17 protein-coding genes and 1 tRNA gene are annotated in these 15,790 nt (G+C 57.2%); 15 read left to right on the plus strand and 3 right to left on the minus strand.

Annotated features, from left to right (window positions below; translation table 11 throughout):
* Positions 1 to 108 precede the first annotated feature (108 nt).
* Positions 109 to 1,599: a glycoside hydrolase family 32 protein gene (locus tag BLT38_RS19770; protein WP_083346718.1), complete on the plus strand. Its 1,491-nt coding sequence runs from the start codon at positions 109 to 111 to the stop codon at positions 1,597 to 1,599.
* Between the two features lie 172 nt (positions 1,600 to 1,771).
* The gene (locus tag BLT38_RS19775) at positions 1,772 to 2,692 is read left to right on the plus strand and encodes a tetratricopeptide repeat protein (protein ID WP_083346719.1); all 921 of its coding nucleotides are present in this window, start codon (positions 1,772 to 1,774) and stop codon (positions 2,690 to 2,692) included.
* A 74-nt stretch (positions 2,693 to 2,766) separates the two neighbouring features.
* On the opposite strand, the gene infC is transcribed toward BLT38_RS19775, so the two are convergent.
* Positions 2,767 to 3,327, minus strand: coding sequence for a translation initiation factor IF-3 (gene infC / locus BLT38_RS19780; protein ID WP_156785232.1), 561 nt, complete (start codon positions 3,325 to 3,327; stop codon positions 2,767 to 2,769).
* 287 nt (positions 3,328 to 3,614) lie between these two features.
* Between infC and BLT38_RS19785 the strand changes: the two genes are divergently transcribed.
* A complete protein-coding gene (locus BLT38_RS19785; RefSeq protein ID WP_083346721.1) occupies positions 3,615 to 4,211 on the plus strand; it encodes a response regulator in 597 nt (198 codons plus the stop codon).
* Between the two features lie 73 nt (positions 4,212 to 4,284).
* Here the strand turns inward: BLT38_RS19785 and BLT38_RS19790 are convergent, their stop codons facing one another.
* The gene (locus tag BLT38_RS19790; protein ID WP_047492486.1) at positions 4,285 to 4,548 is read right to left on the minus strand and encodes a hypothetical protein; all 264 of its coding nucleotides are present in this window, start codon (positions 4,546 to 4,548) and stop codon (positions 4,285 to 4,287) included.
* Positions 4,549 to 4,726: 178 nt separating this feature from the next.
* Between BLT38_RS19790 and BLT38_RS19795 the strand changes: the two genes are divergently transcribed.
* The 3 genes from BLT38_RS19795 (at position 4,727) to BLT38_RS19805 (ending at position 6,410) form a co-directional block, all read left to right on the plus strand.
* Positions 4,727 to 4,813: transfer RNA gene (locus BLT38_RS19795), tRNA-Leu, on the plus strand.
* A gap of 107 nt (positions 4,814 to 4,920) precedes the next feature.
* The gene (gene trpC, locus BLT38_RS19800) at positions 4,921 to 5,721 is read left to right on the plus strand and encodes an indole-3-glycerol phosphate synthase TrpC (protein ID WP_083346722.1); all 801 of its coding nucleotides are present in this window, start codon (positions 4,921 to 4,923) and stop codon (positions 5,719 to 5,721) included.
* Positions 5,722 to 5,726: 5 nt separating this feature from the next.
* Positions 5,727 to 6,410 carry a phosphoribosylanthranilate isomerase gene (locus tag BLT38_RS19805; RefSeq protein ID WP_083346723.1) on the plus strand — a complete coding sequence of 228 codons (684 nt, stop codon included), beginning with the start codon at positions 5,727 to 5,729 and terminating at the stop codon, positions 6,408 to 6,410.
* 93 nt (positions 6,411 to 6,503) lie between these two features.
* Here the strand turns inward: BLT38_RS19805 and BLT38_RS19810 are convergent, their stop codons facing one another.
* Positions 6,504 to 6,818: a hypothetical protein gene (locus BLT38_RS19810; protein ID WP_083346724.1), complete on the minus strand. Its 315-nt coding sequence runs from the start codon at positions 6,816 to 6,818 to the stop codon at positions 6,504 to 6,506.
* A gap of 320 nt (positions 6,819 to 7,138) precedes the next feature.
* On the opposite strand from BLT38_RS19810, the gene trpB reads away from it, so the two are divergent.
* From trpB to BLT38_RS19855, 9 genes are all read left to right on the plus strand, one after another.
* Entirely contained in the window at positions 7,139 to 8,365 is a 1,227-nt protein-coding gene (trpB, locus tag BLT38_RS19815) for a tryptophan synthase subunit beta (protein WP_083346725.1), read from the plus strand.
* Complete coding sequence (locus BLT38_RS19820) at positions 8,362 to 8,694, plus strand: hypothetical protein (RefSeq protein WP_083346726.1); 333 nt, start codon at positions 8,362 to 8,364, stop codon at positions 8,692 to 8,694. Before trpB ends, BLT38_RS19820 begins: the two co-directional genes overlap by 4 nt.
* A 2-nt stretch (positions 8,695 to 8,696) precedes the next feature.
* A complete protein-coding gene (gene trpA, locus BLT38_RS19825; protein WP_083346727.1) occupies positions 8,697 to 9,458 on the plus strand; it encodes a tryptophan synthase subunit alpha in 762 nt (253 codons plus the stop codon).
* Positions 9,459 to 9,511: 53 nt separating this feature from the next.
* Positions 9,512 to 9,778 (plus strand): chorismate mutase, encoded by a 267-nt coding sequence (gene pheA / locus BLT38_RS19830; protein ID WP_083346728.1) that lies wholly within the window; start codon positions 9,512 to 9,514, stop codon positions 9,776 to 9,778.
* A 71-nt stretch (positions 9,779 to 9,849) separates the two neighbouring features.
* A complete protein-coding gene (gene aroF / locus BLT38_RS19835) occupies positions 9,850 to 10,869 on the plus strand; it encodes a 3-deoxy-7-phosphoheptulonate synthase (RefSeq protein ID WP_083346729.1) in 1,020 nt (339 codons plus the stop codon).
* 102 nt (positions 10,870 to 10,971) lie between these two features.
* On the plus strand, positions 10,972 to 11,655 hold the full coding sequence (locus BLT38_RS19840) for a dienelactone hydrolase family protein (RefSeq protein ID WP_083346730.1): 684 nt from the start codon (positions 10,972 to 10,974) through the stop codon (positions 11,653 to 11,655).
* Positions 11,652 to 12,491 carry a prephenate dehydrogenase gene (locus BLT38_RS19845; protein WP_083346731.1) on the plus strand — a complete coding sequence of 280 codons (840 nt, stop codon included), beginning with the start codon at positions 11,652 to 11,654 and terminating at the stop codon, positions 12,489 to 12,491. Before BLT38_RS19840 ends, BLT38_RS19845 begins: the two co-directional genes overlap by 4 nt.
* A 115-nt stretch (positions 12,492 to 12,606) precedes the next feature.
* Positions 12,607 to 14,022, plus strand: coding sequence for a circularly permuted type 2 ATP-grasp protein (locus BLT38_RS19850; protein ID WP_419865780.1), 1,416 nt, complete (start codon positions 12,607 to 12,609; stop codon positions 14,020 to 14,022).
* A 313-nt stretch (positions 14,023 to 14,335) separates the two neighbouring features.
* Positions 14,336 to 15,751 (plus strand): carbohydrate porin, encoded by a 1,416-nt coding sequence (locus BLT38_RS19855; protein WP_083347223.1) that lies wholly within the window; start codon positions 14,336 to 14,338, stop codon positions 15,749 to 15,751.
* Positions 15,752 to 15,790: the final 39 nt, after the last annotated feature.

A 15,790-nucleotide genomic window follows, 5' to 3' on the forward strand; every position in this document is an offset into this window, starting at 1 on the left:
TTTTTGTAAACGAGCAGTCTGCCTCCTTTGGAGGTTGCATTCTGTCGCACCTCTGCGATTTGCGTAAGATGGTGTGACCTCAGAGCAGAGCTTGTGGAGCGCTACTGGATGAATCAAAGCCGTCGCAGTTTCCTCGCATCGATGGCGGTAGCCGCCACGCTGCCTCACACGTCATTCGCAGAAGCTGATCCCGCGTTACGACCCGCAACTGCACTTGCGCATGATCCGCTGCGTCCGCAATTTCACCTGTTGCCGGCGCGCAACTGGATGAACGATCCGAATGGGCCCATCTTCTGGAAGGGCAAGTACCATATGTTCTTTCAGTACAATCCTGGCGGCGCCATCTGGGGCGACATGCACTGGGCCCATGCGGTAAGCGAGGACATGATTCACTGGCGGCATCTTCCCGTCGCATTGGCGCCCACGCCCGGAGGACCAGATGCAGATGGTGTGTTCAGCGGCACCGCATTTGTGCAGGATGGCCGTGTGGGCATGATGTTTACCGGCGTACGGAAGCCGACGCCGGAAGAGGCAGCGCATCGTGGTTCGTCGCTGATCGAGTCGCAGTGCATTGCGATGGCAGATAACGATGACCTTACGAGCTTCACCAAGGTGAAGGATGCTGTCATCCCGGCTCCTCCGCCCCAACTACAGACGAACGGGTTTCGTGATCCTTCTCCCTGGAAGCAGGGGGACTGGTGGTACACGCCCATTGCTTCCGGCATTGCGGGTACGGGTGGTTCTATTCTGCTGTACCGTTCGCGTGATTTGCGGCAGTGGGAGTTTGTCCACACCTTTGCGCAGCGGCAGCAGTCGTTTGAGGCTTATACGCCATGGGATGTGTGGGAGTGCCCTGAGTTCTTTGCGTTGGGCAACCGTCATGTCCTGATCTATTCGACCTATGGGAAGGCGTTCTGGCAGACAGGGCACTTTGACGCGGAACGTCTTCTCTTTCATCCGGAACGCGAAGGCATCCTCGATTACGGTTCCTTCTATGCTCCTAAGACGCAGCTCGATGCGCATGGGAACCGCATCCTGTGGGGATGGATTCAGGAGTCCCGCTCTTCGGCTGAATACGATGCGGCGGGATGGTCTGGCATGATGTCGCTACCGCGCGTTCTGACGATGGCAGACGATGGGACCTTGCGCTATCGAGTGGCGGATGAGGCGCTTGCGTTAAGGAAACAGGAGCGAAGTGCTGTTGGAGCCAATGCCGCTACGGTGAAGCTCAGCGATTGTTGTGGTGAAGCGACCTACCGCGTCCGTCGTGGCGATAAGGCGCTTCGACTTGTCCTGCGCGGCGATCGGACGAGCGACATCTGGATGACTGTTAGCTACGATCCAAAACACAGCGGACAGATCCAGTTGGATTACCGGCCTTTTGAAACGTCGTCCACCGGAACCTCGGAGATTCGTCTGCATGTAGATGGATCGCTGGTGGAAGTCATTGTGGATGGGCAGATCGCGTGGAGTCATCGCTTCTACTACAAGGGAGCGCAGCAGGCGGCATTGCTGCAGTGGGAGGGAGACGCGGCGTCGCTGCTTGAAGCGAAATGGTGGCAGATGGAACCCATCTCCGCGGATCGTCTGACGACCTGAAACAAGGTCATTTCATCGCCTGTTCAAGAAAAAGAATCAGTTGTGGTACAGGTTACCCACAAGATTCTTCATTTCGTGGTTATAGGTATCTTGCGCGCAATGTCCGGCGGCATCATACTCGGCATTAGGTGAGCAAAAAGCGCATGACCCGCTCACCGCTGGAGCACAGACGATGCCCGTAATGACAGCGCCTGTTTCCCGTTACAGCCGAGCGCAAGCCGCACGGATCCTGGGCGTTCCTGAACGCCAGGTGACTTCGTGGCAGCGAGCCGGGCTGATTGCCGACACGTCCGATTTCACCATTCGCGATTTAGCTGGGATGCGCAGTCTGCGTGACCTGCAGCATAAGCGGCATTCTGCAAAGTCGATTCGTGTGTCGCTCGAGGCGATGCAACGTGCCGGGTTTGCCGATCCGCTGCACAGCTTCGCACCTGTATCGCAGGGAGCGAAGCTGGTGTTCCGTCATGCCGGAGCGCTGCTCGACCCGCTGACACAGCAGCTTGCTTTTGATTTTGAAGCGCCGAAGCGGGCGTTGACGGTGGTGCGGCGTGAGTTGCCGCGCGATCAGCAGCTCCGTGATCAGGCGCGCGCCCAGGAGATCTTCCAGCGCGCTGTGCAGTTGGAAGAGAGGCAAGAGACGCTGTCTGAAGCCGCCGAACTGTACGAACAGGTGTTGGCAATCTGGCCGAAGCATGCTCCCGCTTCCATCAATCTGGGAACGATTCTCTACAACGACCGTCGGTTTGAAGAGGCGGAGAAGCGGTATCGCACGGCGGCGGAGATTGACCCGGACTACGCGTTGGCCTTCTTTGATCTGGGTAACGTGCTGGATGAGTTGCGCCGCCTCCCTGAGGCGATTGTGGCTTACCATCGGGCAATTCAGCTTGTCCCACAGTATGCCGATGCGCATTACAACCTGGCACTGGCGTATGAACGCACGGGCGAGAAGCGCAAGGCTTTGCGGCACTGGCTCTGTTATGTGCGGCTTGACCCGGTGGGACCGTGGGCGACACATGCTCGTCTGCAGGCGCGCCGTACCCTTGCGAGCGAGCGGCTGAGTATCGTTTCGCGATTCGGAAAGATGGCCGGGTAAAACTCTTAGGAAGAACGCGAAAAGAGAAATGCGCGGCGAGAGCCGCGCATTTCTGTATTTGAGAGAAGAGGAGCTTACGCTTCAGCCGGCGTGGCAGTCTCTTCCGCAGCCTGCTTCTTGGGTGCGGGGGCTTCCTGCTTCTTGCTGGGGGCAATGATGGCGTGCAGGGTGGTGCCTTCCATGCGCGGCATGAATTCCACGACGCCTGCCGGACCCACATCCATGATGAGGCGGTTGATGATCTTGTAGCCCAGGTCGCGGTGCGCCATCTGGCGGCCACGGAAACGCAGGCTGGCCTTCACCTTGTCGCCGTCGTTCAGGAAGCGGACTGCCTGATTTTTCTTCGTCTGGTAGTCATGCTCATCCACGGTGACGGAGAACTTAACTTCCTTGATGACGATGACCTTCTGCTTCTTACGTGCAGCGCGGTCGCTCTTGTCCTTCTCGTAGAGGTACTTGCCGTAATCCTGGATGCGGCAGACGGGCGGGACAGCGTTGGGAGAGATTTCCACGAGGTCCAGCGAACGCTCGCGCGCAATCTTCAGCGCGTCGAACGGGGCCATGATGCCAAGCTGTTCGCCATTTTCATCGATCACGCGGATTTCGCGCGCGCGGATTTTTTCGTTGGTGCGGATGAAACTCTTGACGGAACGCTTGTCAGTAAACGGTGGAATAGCTCGCCTCCGCAGCGCACCTCATAATATGTGCCGCTGCACAACCCAGTATACAACGTGGTCCCGCATGTCGAGCGGTTTCTCTGTGCCATTCGACATAGGAATCTATGCCTTGCGAGCCCACTCGGGAGCTGCCGTTAGAAAGGAAAGTGCTGTAGAAGGCGGTACATCGCGTCTAGAAAGAGGTATGCTTGCATGTGGTGCACACGCGGGCAGAGGCTCTGCTGCACGGGAGATAGACACGTTCCATGAAACGTCGCATTCTGCTGGTTGATGATGAAGTTGCCGTTCTGCTTACCCTCAAGGCGGTCCTTGAGATCAGCGGATTTGATGTGGATACGGCCACGAGCGCACGCGAAGGTAAGAGCCGAATCCGCCATCGCGAATACGAGATGGTGATTACCGACATGCGCATGGAAGATGAGCATGCCGGTAAGGAAGTGATTGCAGCCGCGAAGGAAGCGTCCTACAACCCGGCAATTGCACTGCTGACCGCTTTCCCCGTTGATGATGAAGCGCTTTCGACCATGGGAGCGGACAAGATGCTAGTGAAGCCGATGCACACGCGCATCCTGCTGCAGCAGCTTGAAGCGTTGTTCGCACGGCATACCGCGGCGAAGGAAAAGGCCTCTTCGAAGAAGCCGGTGAAGTCGGCGGCGAAGAAGTCGGCCGCGGTGGTGAAGAAATCGGCTCCTGCAAAGAAGACGGTTGCAGCGAAGAAGGCTGCTCCGGTCGTTAAGAAGGCCGCCCCGGCGAAGAAGGTGGTTGCGAAGAAGGTTGCGCCAGCCAAGAAAGCCGCTGCGAAAAAGCCGGTCGCTAAGAAGGCTGCGAAGAAATCGCGTTAATTATGTGGGATGAATCTTCCCTTCAATGAGAAAGGCGCTCCCATCGGAGCGCCTTTTAGTTTCTGTGTTGCCTTTATTTAGGGCTGTGCGTCTTGATGTAACTGCGCAGTGCCAAGTTGATTTCAAGTGCCTTGCTTGTGCCGTTGTCGAGCATGTGCAGCCAATCGCTGGCGGGAGATTTCAATCCTGCGGTGCTGAGCAGGTAGCCGGTCTGCACAATGATTTCAAGGGCATTGCTGAGGTCGTGCGCCAGCTTGCGAATCTCAAGGGCAAGGTCTTCCGGAATTACGGATTCGGTTGTGGGGGCAGAAGGCGAGTTTACGTTGCTCTGGTCCATGCGGAAACGGTGCTCCCAGCTAGTTCTGTGTGTGCTGCGCTTTGGATGCTACTGAAAAGTCTGAAGGTTGGATAGAAAGTGATGATGAGGCTGTTTGGTTTGACATCCTGTTCATCCTTTGGGACACTGAAAGAGCTGCAAGCGAAGTTCTGGCTCATGCCTGTGACGCTCGCTCCGTGCCGAAATGGCGGAATTGGCAGACGCGCATGGTTCAGGTCCATGTACTCGCAAGGGTGTGGAGGTTCGAGTCCTCTTTTCGGCACCATCAAGTTCTGTAAGGAACGTCAGAAGCGCGATGCGAAAGCATCGCGCTTCTGCTTTTTGTGTTGTTTACCGTCTTCTTCCTGGTCGGGTTTAGCATTAGGAACAGCCATGACGCATCTTGATCGCATTCTTGTTCAGACCCGTATCGCACTTTCGCAGCGACGTTCGCCCGACCGTTTGCGTGAGCTGGAGCGCATGGCCGCTGATCACACGCCGCGCGGATTCGCGGCGGCACTGCGGACGGCTGCGAAGACGCGTCCGGCAGTGATTGCGGAATTGAAGAAAGCCTCGCCCAGCAAAGGATTGATTCGACCGGAGTTTGATCCGGCTTGGCTGGCGCAGTCGCTGGAGCGTGGTGGTGCGGCGTGCCTGAGTGTGCTGACGGATGAGCCGTTCTTTCAGGGATCGCTACGGAACCTGGAAATAGCGTCGCAGTCGGTAAAGCTGCCGTGTCTACGCAAGGACTTCATTGTCGACGAGTTTCAGATTGTGGAAGCGCGTGCGCACCGGGCGGATGCCATTCTGCTGATTGTGGCGGCGCTGACCGATGCAGAATTGAAGACGCTGCGAGCTGCTGCAAAGGCAGCGGAGTTGGATGTGTTGTGCGAGGTGCATGACCGTGAGGAACTGGCTCGTGCTCTGGATCTGGGATGCGAGATGTTTGGCGTAAACAGCCGCAATCTGCGCACCTTTGAAGTGAACACGGCAGAAGCGGAGAAGCTGGCAGAGTTGTTGCCCGCTGACGCAGTGCGGGTTGCGGAGAGCGGGATCGGTTCTGCTGCGGATATACAACGCATGACGGCTGCCGGATACAACGCATTCCTGATTGGCGAATCGCTGATGCGGAAGGATGATCCGGGCGACGCACTGGCCGCACTGTTGAAACCGCAGCTTGTCGCGGCGGAGTAATTCCGATGTGGGTAAAAATCTGCGGCAATACGCGGCTGGAGGATTGCCAGCGCGCTATTGACCTTGGCGTGGATGCGCTGGGGTTCATCTTTGCGCACGGCAAGCGGTTGGTGACGGCAGAGCATGTGCGGACGATTACGTCGCTGCTGCCGGCACATGTGCCCACCTTCGGTGTGTTCACACAACGTGATCCGGAGTTCATTCTGCACACGGCAGAAGTAGCGGGAATTTCAGGCATTCAAATGCATGGCGTTTTTGATCCTTCGCTGGCGTCGGCCCTGCGTGTGCGTTTTCCGAAGGGCGATTCACCACGGCTGATCCAGGTAGTGCATTGGGATGTGGATGAGGCTTTGGAACTGCAGCAGGCTCGGCTTCGTGGGGAACTGAACGCGCTGGCAGATTCCGGTCTGGTCGATGCTGCATTGATGGACTCGCGCACGAAGCAGGACAGTGGCGGAACGGGCGTTACGTTCGATTGGATCGCAGCAGCTGAAGTGGTTCGTGAGTCGCGTTTACCGGTGATTGCGGCGGGTGGTTTGCGACCGGAGAACGTGGCGGAAGCCGTTCGTATCCTCAAACCCTGGGGCGTGGATGTTTCCAGTGGTGTCGAAGCTTCGCCCGGCGTGAAGGATGCCGAACGGATGGAGCAGTTTATCCAAGCCGCGCGGACTGGTTCACTAGAAAGATAAAGGGCGAGCAGCCGTCGCCACTCGCCCTGCTTGTCCTCGCCAAAGGACAAAGTTGGACTTGATATTCGCTCTTTTCAGGAACGAATACAAGTGCTATCTGGGTTCATCCGGATGCGCCGTCTCTTCGCGCTTCTTGATGGAATCATGCTTGCGCACCTTATTGGCCACCACGCCGCCCGTTGCGCCAACGCCCGCTCCGACAACTGCGCCCACAGGGCCGCCTACCAGTGCTCCAGTAGCTGCGCCGCCTGCCGCGCTGCCACCCACGATCTTTGCCTTGTTGTGATGCTTCGCGTCGTGCTCTTCCACCTGGGCCTTGGCGTCGGCGTGAGATTCCTGCGCCATTACTGCAAAGGGAGCCAACATTCCTGCCACTGCAACCGCTGCTGCCATTTTCTTCATGAACATCGCATCTCTCCCGCGAGGCCGTTTGGGGGACTCGGCCAACGCACGTGATGGGGATGGATGGGATCGCTGCCGGGAAGGTTTCCTTTTCAAACCGCGTAATTTCAGGTAGAGTTTTCCCTGATGGTGCGTTCCGTCTATTTTTGGCGATTTACTTTCCGTTACGGGGCAACCCCCGCGGCGCCAATGGAACACGCTCTCTAAGCAATCGCTGCCAAGACAGGGCAGCAGAGTAAGAGATCAAAGATTCCCAGAGCCGCGGACCCACTAGGGCCGCGGTTTTTAGTTTTGAACGCAGGACAGACGCAGAGGGACAGCAAGAGATGCCAGTTGTGGAATCGACAACGGAAGTAAGCCGCTCGCTGGGCACGGGGCGCTTTGGCGCGTACGGTGGCCGCTATGTACCGGAGACGCTGATGGCGGCGCTTCTGGAACTGGAACAGGCCTATGTGGAAGCGCGTGACGATGCGGCGTTTCAGGCGGAACTTGCAGACCTGCTGAAGCACTACGTGGGGCGTCCCACGCCGCTGTATTACGCGAAGCGTTTGAGCGAAGAGCTGGGCGGCGCTCAGATCTACCTCAAGCGTGAAGACCTGCTGCATACCGGCGCGCACAAGATCAACAATGCTCTGGGACAGGGCCTGCTGGCGAAGCGCATGGGCAAGAAGCGCATCATCGCCGAGACGGGCGCGGGGCAGCATGGCGTTGCCACGGCTACGGTCTGTGCGTTGCTTGGCCTTGATTGCGTGATCTACATGGGCGAAGAGGACATGCGTCGGCAGGAGCTGAATGTGCTGCGCATGCGTCTGCTGGGTGCTGAGGTACGGGGTGTGTCGGCGGGATCGGCCACGCTGAAGGACGCGATCAATGAGGCAATGCGTGACTGGGTCACGAATGTCCGCGACACGTTTTACATTCTGGGTTCCGCGCTTGGATCGCATCCCTATCCGACCATGGTGCGCGACTTCCATCGCGTGATCAGCAAGGAAGCGAAGCAGCAGTTTGCTGATCAGGTGGGCCGCAATCCGGATGTGGTGATTGCGTGCGTGGGCGGCGGATCGAATGCGATTGGCGCGTTCTATGAGTTCATTCCCGATGCTGCAGTTCGTTTGATTGGTGTTGAAGCTGGTGGCCGCGGCACGGCTCTTGGTGAACATGCGGCGCGATTCAGCGGCGGTCTTCCCGGTGTGTTGCAGGGCACATACAGCTATGTGTTGCAGGACGATGCGGGGCAGGTGGCTTCCACGCATTCGGTTAGCGCGGGATTGGACTATGCCAGCGTTGGTCCGGAACATGCCATGCTGCATGACCAGAAGCGGGCTGAGTATGTCAGTGCCACGGATGATGAGGCATTGCACGCGGTCAAGATGCTCGCGCAGACCGAAGGCATTCTGCCCGCGTTGGAATCAGCTCATGCTGTGGCCCATGCGATCAAAGTAGCGCCAACACTGGGTAAAGACAAGATCGTGATGATCAACGTGAGTGGCCGCGGCGATAAGGATATGGGCATTCTTGCGAACGAAATGCAACTGCGCGGGAGTTCTCTGTGACCCAGCTATGGAGCGAAGCTGACCGTCAGCTTCTTGTTTGGGCATTGCCTAACGAGATCGTGAATGGGGTCGGCTATGAACATTTTGAAGCGGCACTCGGAATGACAGAAGATGAGTACGTAACGTTGATCGGCAATCTTCGTTCTGACGGAAGGACGTTTATGCTGTCGCGTCAGGAGGCCGTTTTGATGAGAACCTCTCTGTCGGAAGTAATTGGAATGCTGGCAAACGAGTTTCAGACCAGAACGGGATACAGCGACTCGGAGGCTGAGAACTTACGAAAGCGGCTGGACGCATTCATGAATCAAGAAGAACTGGTGGCGGAGTAAAGATGCCGATTGATTTCAGCAGTAAGCCTGGACTGGTTGTCTATCTGACCGCAGGTGATCCATCTCTTGATGCGACCTATGACATTGCTCTTGCAGCGATCGACAATGGTGCACAGGTGCTGGAGCTTGGTGTTCCGTTCAGTGATCCGTTGGCCGATGGGCCGGTGATTCAGCGAGCCAGTGAGCGCGCGGTGGCGCGTGGCGTGCGTTTGAGCGATGTGCTGACGCTGGCGAATAAGATTCGTGCAGCAAGGCCGCAGGCGGGCATCATCCTCTTCAGCTATCTGAACCCCGTGGTTCGCATGGGGTTGCCGGAGTTCTGCAAGGCCGCGAAGGAAGCGGGTGCGGATGGTGTGCTGCTGACGGACATGATCGTCGAGGAAGCAGGCGAATATCTGGCCGAGATGGCGAAGAATGATCTTGCTCCAGTATTCCTGGCAGCTCCAACTTCGCCGGATGAGCGTTTGAAGGCGATCGCGGAGCATAGCAAGGGCTTCGTTTACGCCATCTCGCGTGTGGGCATTACTGGTACACAGGCGCAGATTGCCTCTGACGCGGAGTCGCTGGTGGCTCGGTTGAAGCAGTTTGCGAAGATTCCCGTGGCGGTGGGTTTTGGCATCTCCACGGCGGAGCATGTACGCTCGGTGAGCGAATTTGCGGACGCGGCGATTGTCGGCAGTGCGATTGTGAAGTTGATTGAAGACAGCAAGGCCGGTGAAGAGGCCATAAATGTCGGGAAATTCGTGAAGTCTTTGCGGTCGTAGCACTGGCCGCGCCGGATAATAGAACACAAGACCAATCAGAGTAGAGGGTAACGATGGAGATTGCAGACTGGCGGCAGAAGATCGACGGTATCGACGAGCAGATCGTCAAGCTCCTGTGCGAGCGCGCAGCAGCAGCCGCGGCCATTGGCGAGTTGAAGTCGCAGAGCGGCAGCAACATCTACGAGCCGGAACGTGAACAGGCAGTTCTGGCACACGTCGCCGCAGCCAACACGGGTGAGATTCCGCAGGAAGAGCTTACGGATATTTACGAACGCATTATGGACGTGATGCGTGGGTTGCAGCGGAAGCCGAAAGCGTAAGCGCAAAGATTAGTAAAGAAAACGAACGATTCTGCCGTGAGAGTCGGCAGGGAAGCGAAGGAACAGCAGCGATGATCGTGGTCATGCAGGGAACCGCCACACAGGAGAATATCCAGGCGGTGATTGAGCAGATGGTGGAACTCGGCTTCAATGTGCACCGCACCAGTGGTGCCGGACAGATGATTCTGGCGGGCGTGGGTACGCCGGCTGCCTTTGATGTGGCGGAGTTTCAGGTGCTCCCCGGTGTGCAGACGGCGTATCGCATCTCGTCGCCGTACAAGCTGGCAGGCCGCGGCTTCCGTCCTGAGGGAACGGTTATCACCTTCCCCAACGGCGTGCAGGTAGGCGGCGAAAACGTAACCATCATGGCTGGCCCTTGCTCTGTGGAATCGCGCGAGCAGATTCGCCTTTCCGCACAGCAGGTGAAGGCTGCGGGCGGCCAGTTCCTGCGTGGCGGCGCGTACAAGCCGCGTTCCTCGCCGTACAGCTTCCAGGGTATGGGCGTGGATGGTCTCAAGCTGCTCCGCGAAGTCGGCGATGAAACCGGCCTGCTGGTCATCACGGAAGTGATGGAGATTTCGCAGATTGAAGTGATGCTGCCGTACATCGACTGCTTTCAGGTGGGCGCGCGCAACATGCAGAACTTCAATCTGTTGCGTGAACTGGGGCACGTACGCAAGCCAGTGCTGCTGAAGCGCGGCATTGCGGCGACGATTGAAGAGGTCCTGCTGTCTGCGGAGTACATCCTGTCCGGCGGCAACTATGACCTGATGCTGTGCGAGCGTGGCATCCGTACCTTTGAGACGGCGACGCGCAACACGATGGATATCTCGGCAATCCCGGTGCTCAAGAAGCTGACGCACCTGCCGGTGCTTGGTGATCCGTCGCACGGCGTGGGCAAGCGTGAGTTTGTTCCTGCGATGGCACTGGCTTCGGTAGCTGCCGGTGCAGATGGCCTCCTGATGGAGATGCACCCGAACCCGGATAAGGCGATGAGCGATGGCGCGCAGTCGCTGTACCCGGAGCAGTTGGAAAAGTTGGTGGAGCAGCTTCGTCAGCTCGCACCGGTCGTGGGACGTCGCGTAGCGTAACGACCACGCCAGTATGTGTATAGGCCGTGCTCTTCGGGGCACGGCCTTTGTTCATTGCAGGGAGCGACGCGCTACACTCAAAACCAACAGGAGACAGCAGTCGTGAGTGAGTGGGTAAAGCTGACCGCATCCGATGGAGTGGAACTAAGCGCGTATGTATCGCGTCCCGCTGGCGAGCCGAAGGGCGCGCTGGTGGTGGTGCAGGAGATTTTTGGGGTCAACGACCACATTCGCGCTGTAACGGATGAGTGGGCCGCCGAAGGCTATCTGTGCATTGCGCCCGCGATCTTTGACCGCATTGAGAAGGATGTATTTCTCAATTATGACGAGGCTGGTTGGGCAAAGGCCGGCCCCTTGTACCAGAAGCTTGATATCGCGAAGTCATTGTTGGATGTCGAAGCTGCAGTGGCGTGGCTTCGTGGGCAAGCGGACGTGAAGGTGGGCATTGTGGGCTACTGCTACGGCGGATCAATGGCCTGGGTTACTTCGTGCCGCTCGAAGATCGACGCGGCAGTGGGTTACTACGGCGGCCTCATTCCAACGCTGGTGCAGGAGACTCCTCGTAATCCCATCATTCTGCATTTTGGTGGCGCAGACACTCATATCTCGGCAGAAGCCATCGCGAAGATCCAGCTTGCGCACCCAGAGGTGCCGGTGTTCTTGTACCCCGGAGCTGGTCATGCATTCAATCGCAAGCCCGATCCAAGCAGCTACGTGGCGGATGCAGCTGACTTGGCGAAGCGGCGATCTGTGCTCTTCTTTGAAGAGCATCTTGCGGCGAAATGAAATCGGTTCTCATCATCGGCACGGGGCTCATCGGTGCATCGGTGGGCCTTGCGCTGCGTGAGGCTGGATTTACCGGCTCCATCGCCGGCATTGATGCCAGTGGCGACGAGCTGAAAGCGGCGGAAGCGTCGGGTGCGATTGATCGAGCGGCGCGCTCACCAGAAGAACATCGTGCGGCAATTGCTACGGCAGATGTGATTGTCCTGGCGGTTCCGGTGATGGCTGTTCTGCAATGGATGCAGGGCATTGCGCCGCAATTGCGACCGGGCCAGCTTGTGACTGATGCGGGCTCAACCAAAAGCGAGATTGTGGGCGCGGCAGAACGACTTATGCCAGACAACTTCCTCCCTGGGCATCCTATGGCAGGTAAAGAGAGCGGTGGTGCGGCGCTGGCGGAGGCTTCACTATTCCGTGGTGCGACGTGGATCTTCACGCCCATGCATGAGGCCACTCCTGTTGAGGTTGAGTGGCGCGGATGGGTTGAGAAGTTTGGCGCAAAGCTGCTGGATATGGATGCAGCGCGGCATGACGAAATCTGCGCGTGGGTAAGCCACATGCCGCAGATGGTGTCCACGGCTATGTCGGCCATGTTGGAAGACAAGTTTGGCGATTCGCCAGAATTGCGCGCAATCGGCGGGCGTGCACTGCGAGAGATGACGCGGCTGGGCAGCAGTCCATTCAGCATGTGGCGCGACATTGCCCACACGAATCAAGAGAACATTGCAGAGACATTGCTGACACTTGAGCAGCGTTTGCAGCACCTCCGCGAGAACCTGAAGACCCCGGAACTGCGTGAGGAGTTCGGGCGTGCGAACGCGTTTCGGCGTCAGCTTTAGAAGGATCTTGTAAAGCGATTCGTGCAGACAGGGTGGTCGCTTTGCGGGTGCGACTCTATACTGTCAGGAACTCATGGACAATTCCGCGCTTCATAAGCCCAATCTGGATGGATATCTGCTGGATAATGCGTACGACGAAATGTTCGCCGCGCCGGGCGAACTGCGGCCGCAATACCAGGTGTTGATGGAGCAGTTCTCCTCACTGCCCAAGGCAGAGGTGGAACGCCGCAAGCAAGCTGCGGATCTGTCGTTCCTGAACCAGGGCATCACCTTCACGGTCTATGGCCGGGACGAGGGGACAGAGAAGATTTTCCCTTATGACCTGCTGCCGCGCATGATTACTGCGGCGGAGTGGGCAGTGGTGGAGCGAGGGCTTACACAGCGCATCACAGCGCTGAATCTCTTCCTGAAAGACATCTACAACGAAGGCCGCATCCTGTCAGATGGTATTGTGCCGCGCGAGATTGTCTACAGCTGCAAGCAGTTTCGCAGGCACATGATTGGTTTGCAGGTGCCGCGCAACGTGTACATCTCGGTGACTGGAACGGACCTCATCCGGCTCGAGAATGGCGAGTTTGTCGTGCTGGAAGACAATCTCCGTGTGCCCTCTGGCGTTAGCTATATGCTGACGAATCGGCGCGTCATGAAGCGCATCTTCCCGGTGATGTTTCGTCGGTACAACGTGCGGCCCATTGAGCAATACACGCAGTTGTTGCTGAGTACTCTGCGCTCTCTTGCTCCAGAAGGCAGGCCGGAACCAAACATCGTTCTGCTCACTCCCGGTGTATTCAATTCCGCGTATTACGAGCACGCTTATCTCGCGCGCCAGATGGGCATTGAGCTCGTCGAAGGCCGCGATCTGACCACGCATGACAACGTGGTCTACATGCGTACCACCAGCGGTCTGCGACGTGTGGATGTGATCTATCGTCGCGTGGACGATGACTTTATTGATCCCATGAGTTTCCGCCCGGACTCCATGTTGGGTGTTGCCGGATTGTTTAATGCGTACCGCGCTGGCAATGTCACATTGACGAATGCGTTTGGTACAGGCGTGGCGGATGACAAGGCGATGTATGCCTATGTGCCAGATATCATTCGTTACTACTTGTCGGAAGAGCCGGTGTTGAAGAACGTGGAAACGTATCTTTGTGCACGTGATTCTGAACGTTCCCACGTGCTGGCTAATCTCGACAAGATGGTGGTGAAGGCTGTGGGTGAGAGCGGCGGCTATGGCATGTTGATTGGCCCACAAAGCACGAAGGAACAACGCGAAGAGTTTGCCCGCAAGATTCAGGCCGATCCGCGCAACTATATTGCACAGCCAACAATTACCTTCAGTCGTGCACCCTGTTTGTTTGGCGAGGGATTCGAGCCACGCCATGTGGATCTACGTCCTTACGTCTTGTATGGCGACAAGGTTCGAATTGTGCCTGGCGGATTAACGCGTGTCGCACTGAAGAAGGGGTCGCTGGTTGTGAACAGCAGCCAGGGCGGCGGCAGCAAAGACACATGGGTGTTGAGTCAATAAGGCTTGCATCGCATGAAAACAAAGGCCCTTCGGGGCCTTTGTTTGTTTAGGAAACTTACGACTTCTTTATGCCGAATACAGCGGCACCCGTGACACAATAACCAAGGCGCAACTGCGCAGGGATATCTCTCAATGATCGTTACAGTTCAGGAGCCTCCGAGTACGGACGGCCGTTTGCTGTGACGATGCGGATATAAATGAACTCCGCTTCGTCATGGTTTTCAAAAACATGACAAGCGTCGTTGCACCGCCACTTCTTTTCGATGGTCGCTTCGAACGCATGCTTATCGCGCGTGACGAAAGAAGTTTCGAAATGATTTCCATGTCCCTCTTCTCGCGGCTTTTTGCTGCCGCCCTTCTTTGTGGTTCGTTTTGTCTGAACGCTCAGACCGCAGACGTGCCACAGGCATCTTCGCCCTCACCGACGATGTTTCCGCATTCTGACGATGCTCCGTGGTTTGCCGCCGGACAGTTCAACAGCATCCTGCAGGGACATCCCGCGTTTCATTCGCCCTATGAAGGTACGAACAGTCTGCGTGCGCGCGGCGAATACAAAGTATCGATGGTGGGCACTCTGTTTCTGGGGCTGCAGCCTTGGCAGATGTTTGGAAATCATGGAACCTCAGCGGAGCGTTACAACACGGACCTGATCCTGGATGTGGAATCAGCTGGCGGGCGCGGCATCAGTCAGGCGTTGGGACTCGCTGGATTTACGAATCTGGATGTGGTGCGCAATCCAAACCTGGGATCAAAGCCATACATTGCCCGTGTTGAGGTACACCAGACCATCGGCTTCACGAACGAGATGACAGAGAACCAGCGTGGACCATATGCGTTGGCGACAGAAGTGCCAGTGCGACGGTTGGAACTGCGTGTAGGAAAGATGTCGACCCCGGATGTCTTCGACATAAACAATGTGCTCAGTGACAGCCATCTGCAATTCACGAACTGGAGCGTTGATAATAACGGCGCGTGGGACTACGCCGCAGATACTCGAGGCTATACCTACGGTGCGATTGCGGAGTATCAGGATCGTGATTGGGCTCTGCGGTATGGATTAATGCTGATGCCCACGGTGGCCAACGGCATTGATTTGGATTGGAGTGTGAAACGCAGCCGTGGCCAGAACATGGAAGCCGAATTACGGCACGGATGGCTCCCTGGACATGAAGGCGTGCAACGCGTTCTCGCCTTCGTGAATACCGCGCATATGGGAAGTTATCGCGAGGCGATCGCAGCTTTTCAAGATGGCAAGGACAACACGCCAGACATCACGAAGCATGAGCATTTCGGTGCGACGAAATATGGTTTTGGCTATAACTTCGAGCAGTCGGTAACCAGCAATCTTGCGGTTGCGGGACGCTTCGGATGGAACGATGGTAAGACGGAGTCGTATGCCTACACCGAGATCGAGCAGACGGTGACACTAGGTGCGAGTTATAGCGGAAATCAGTGGGGCCGTCCCTCGGACAAAGCTGGGCTCGCCTTCAGTTCCAATGCGATCAAACGCGATCATCAGGAATATCTCGCTGCGGGTGGTCTGGGCTTCATCCTGGGTGATGGAGCGCTGCGTTACGGGCGAGAGAACATTGTGGAGGCTTATTACGACGCGCACGCGTGGCGAGGCCTGTACTTTGCGCCGGGGATTTCTCACATCAATAATCCTGGATACAACCGTGACCGCGGCCCCGTATGGGTGCCGTCGTTCCGGGCGCACGTTGATTTTTAGAAACGCACCGCAGGAGACCCGTCGGATCGGATCGGTGTA

The organism is Terriglobus roseus (assembly GCF_900102185.1).
GTDB lineage: Bacteria > Acidobacteriota > Terriglobia > Terriglobales > Acidobacteriaceae > Terriglobus > Terriglobus roseus_A.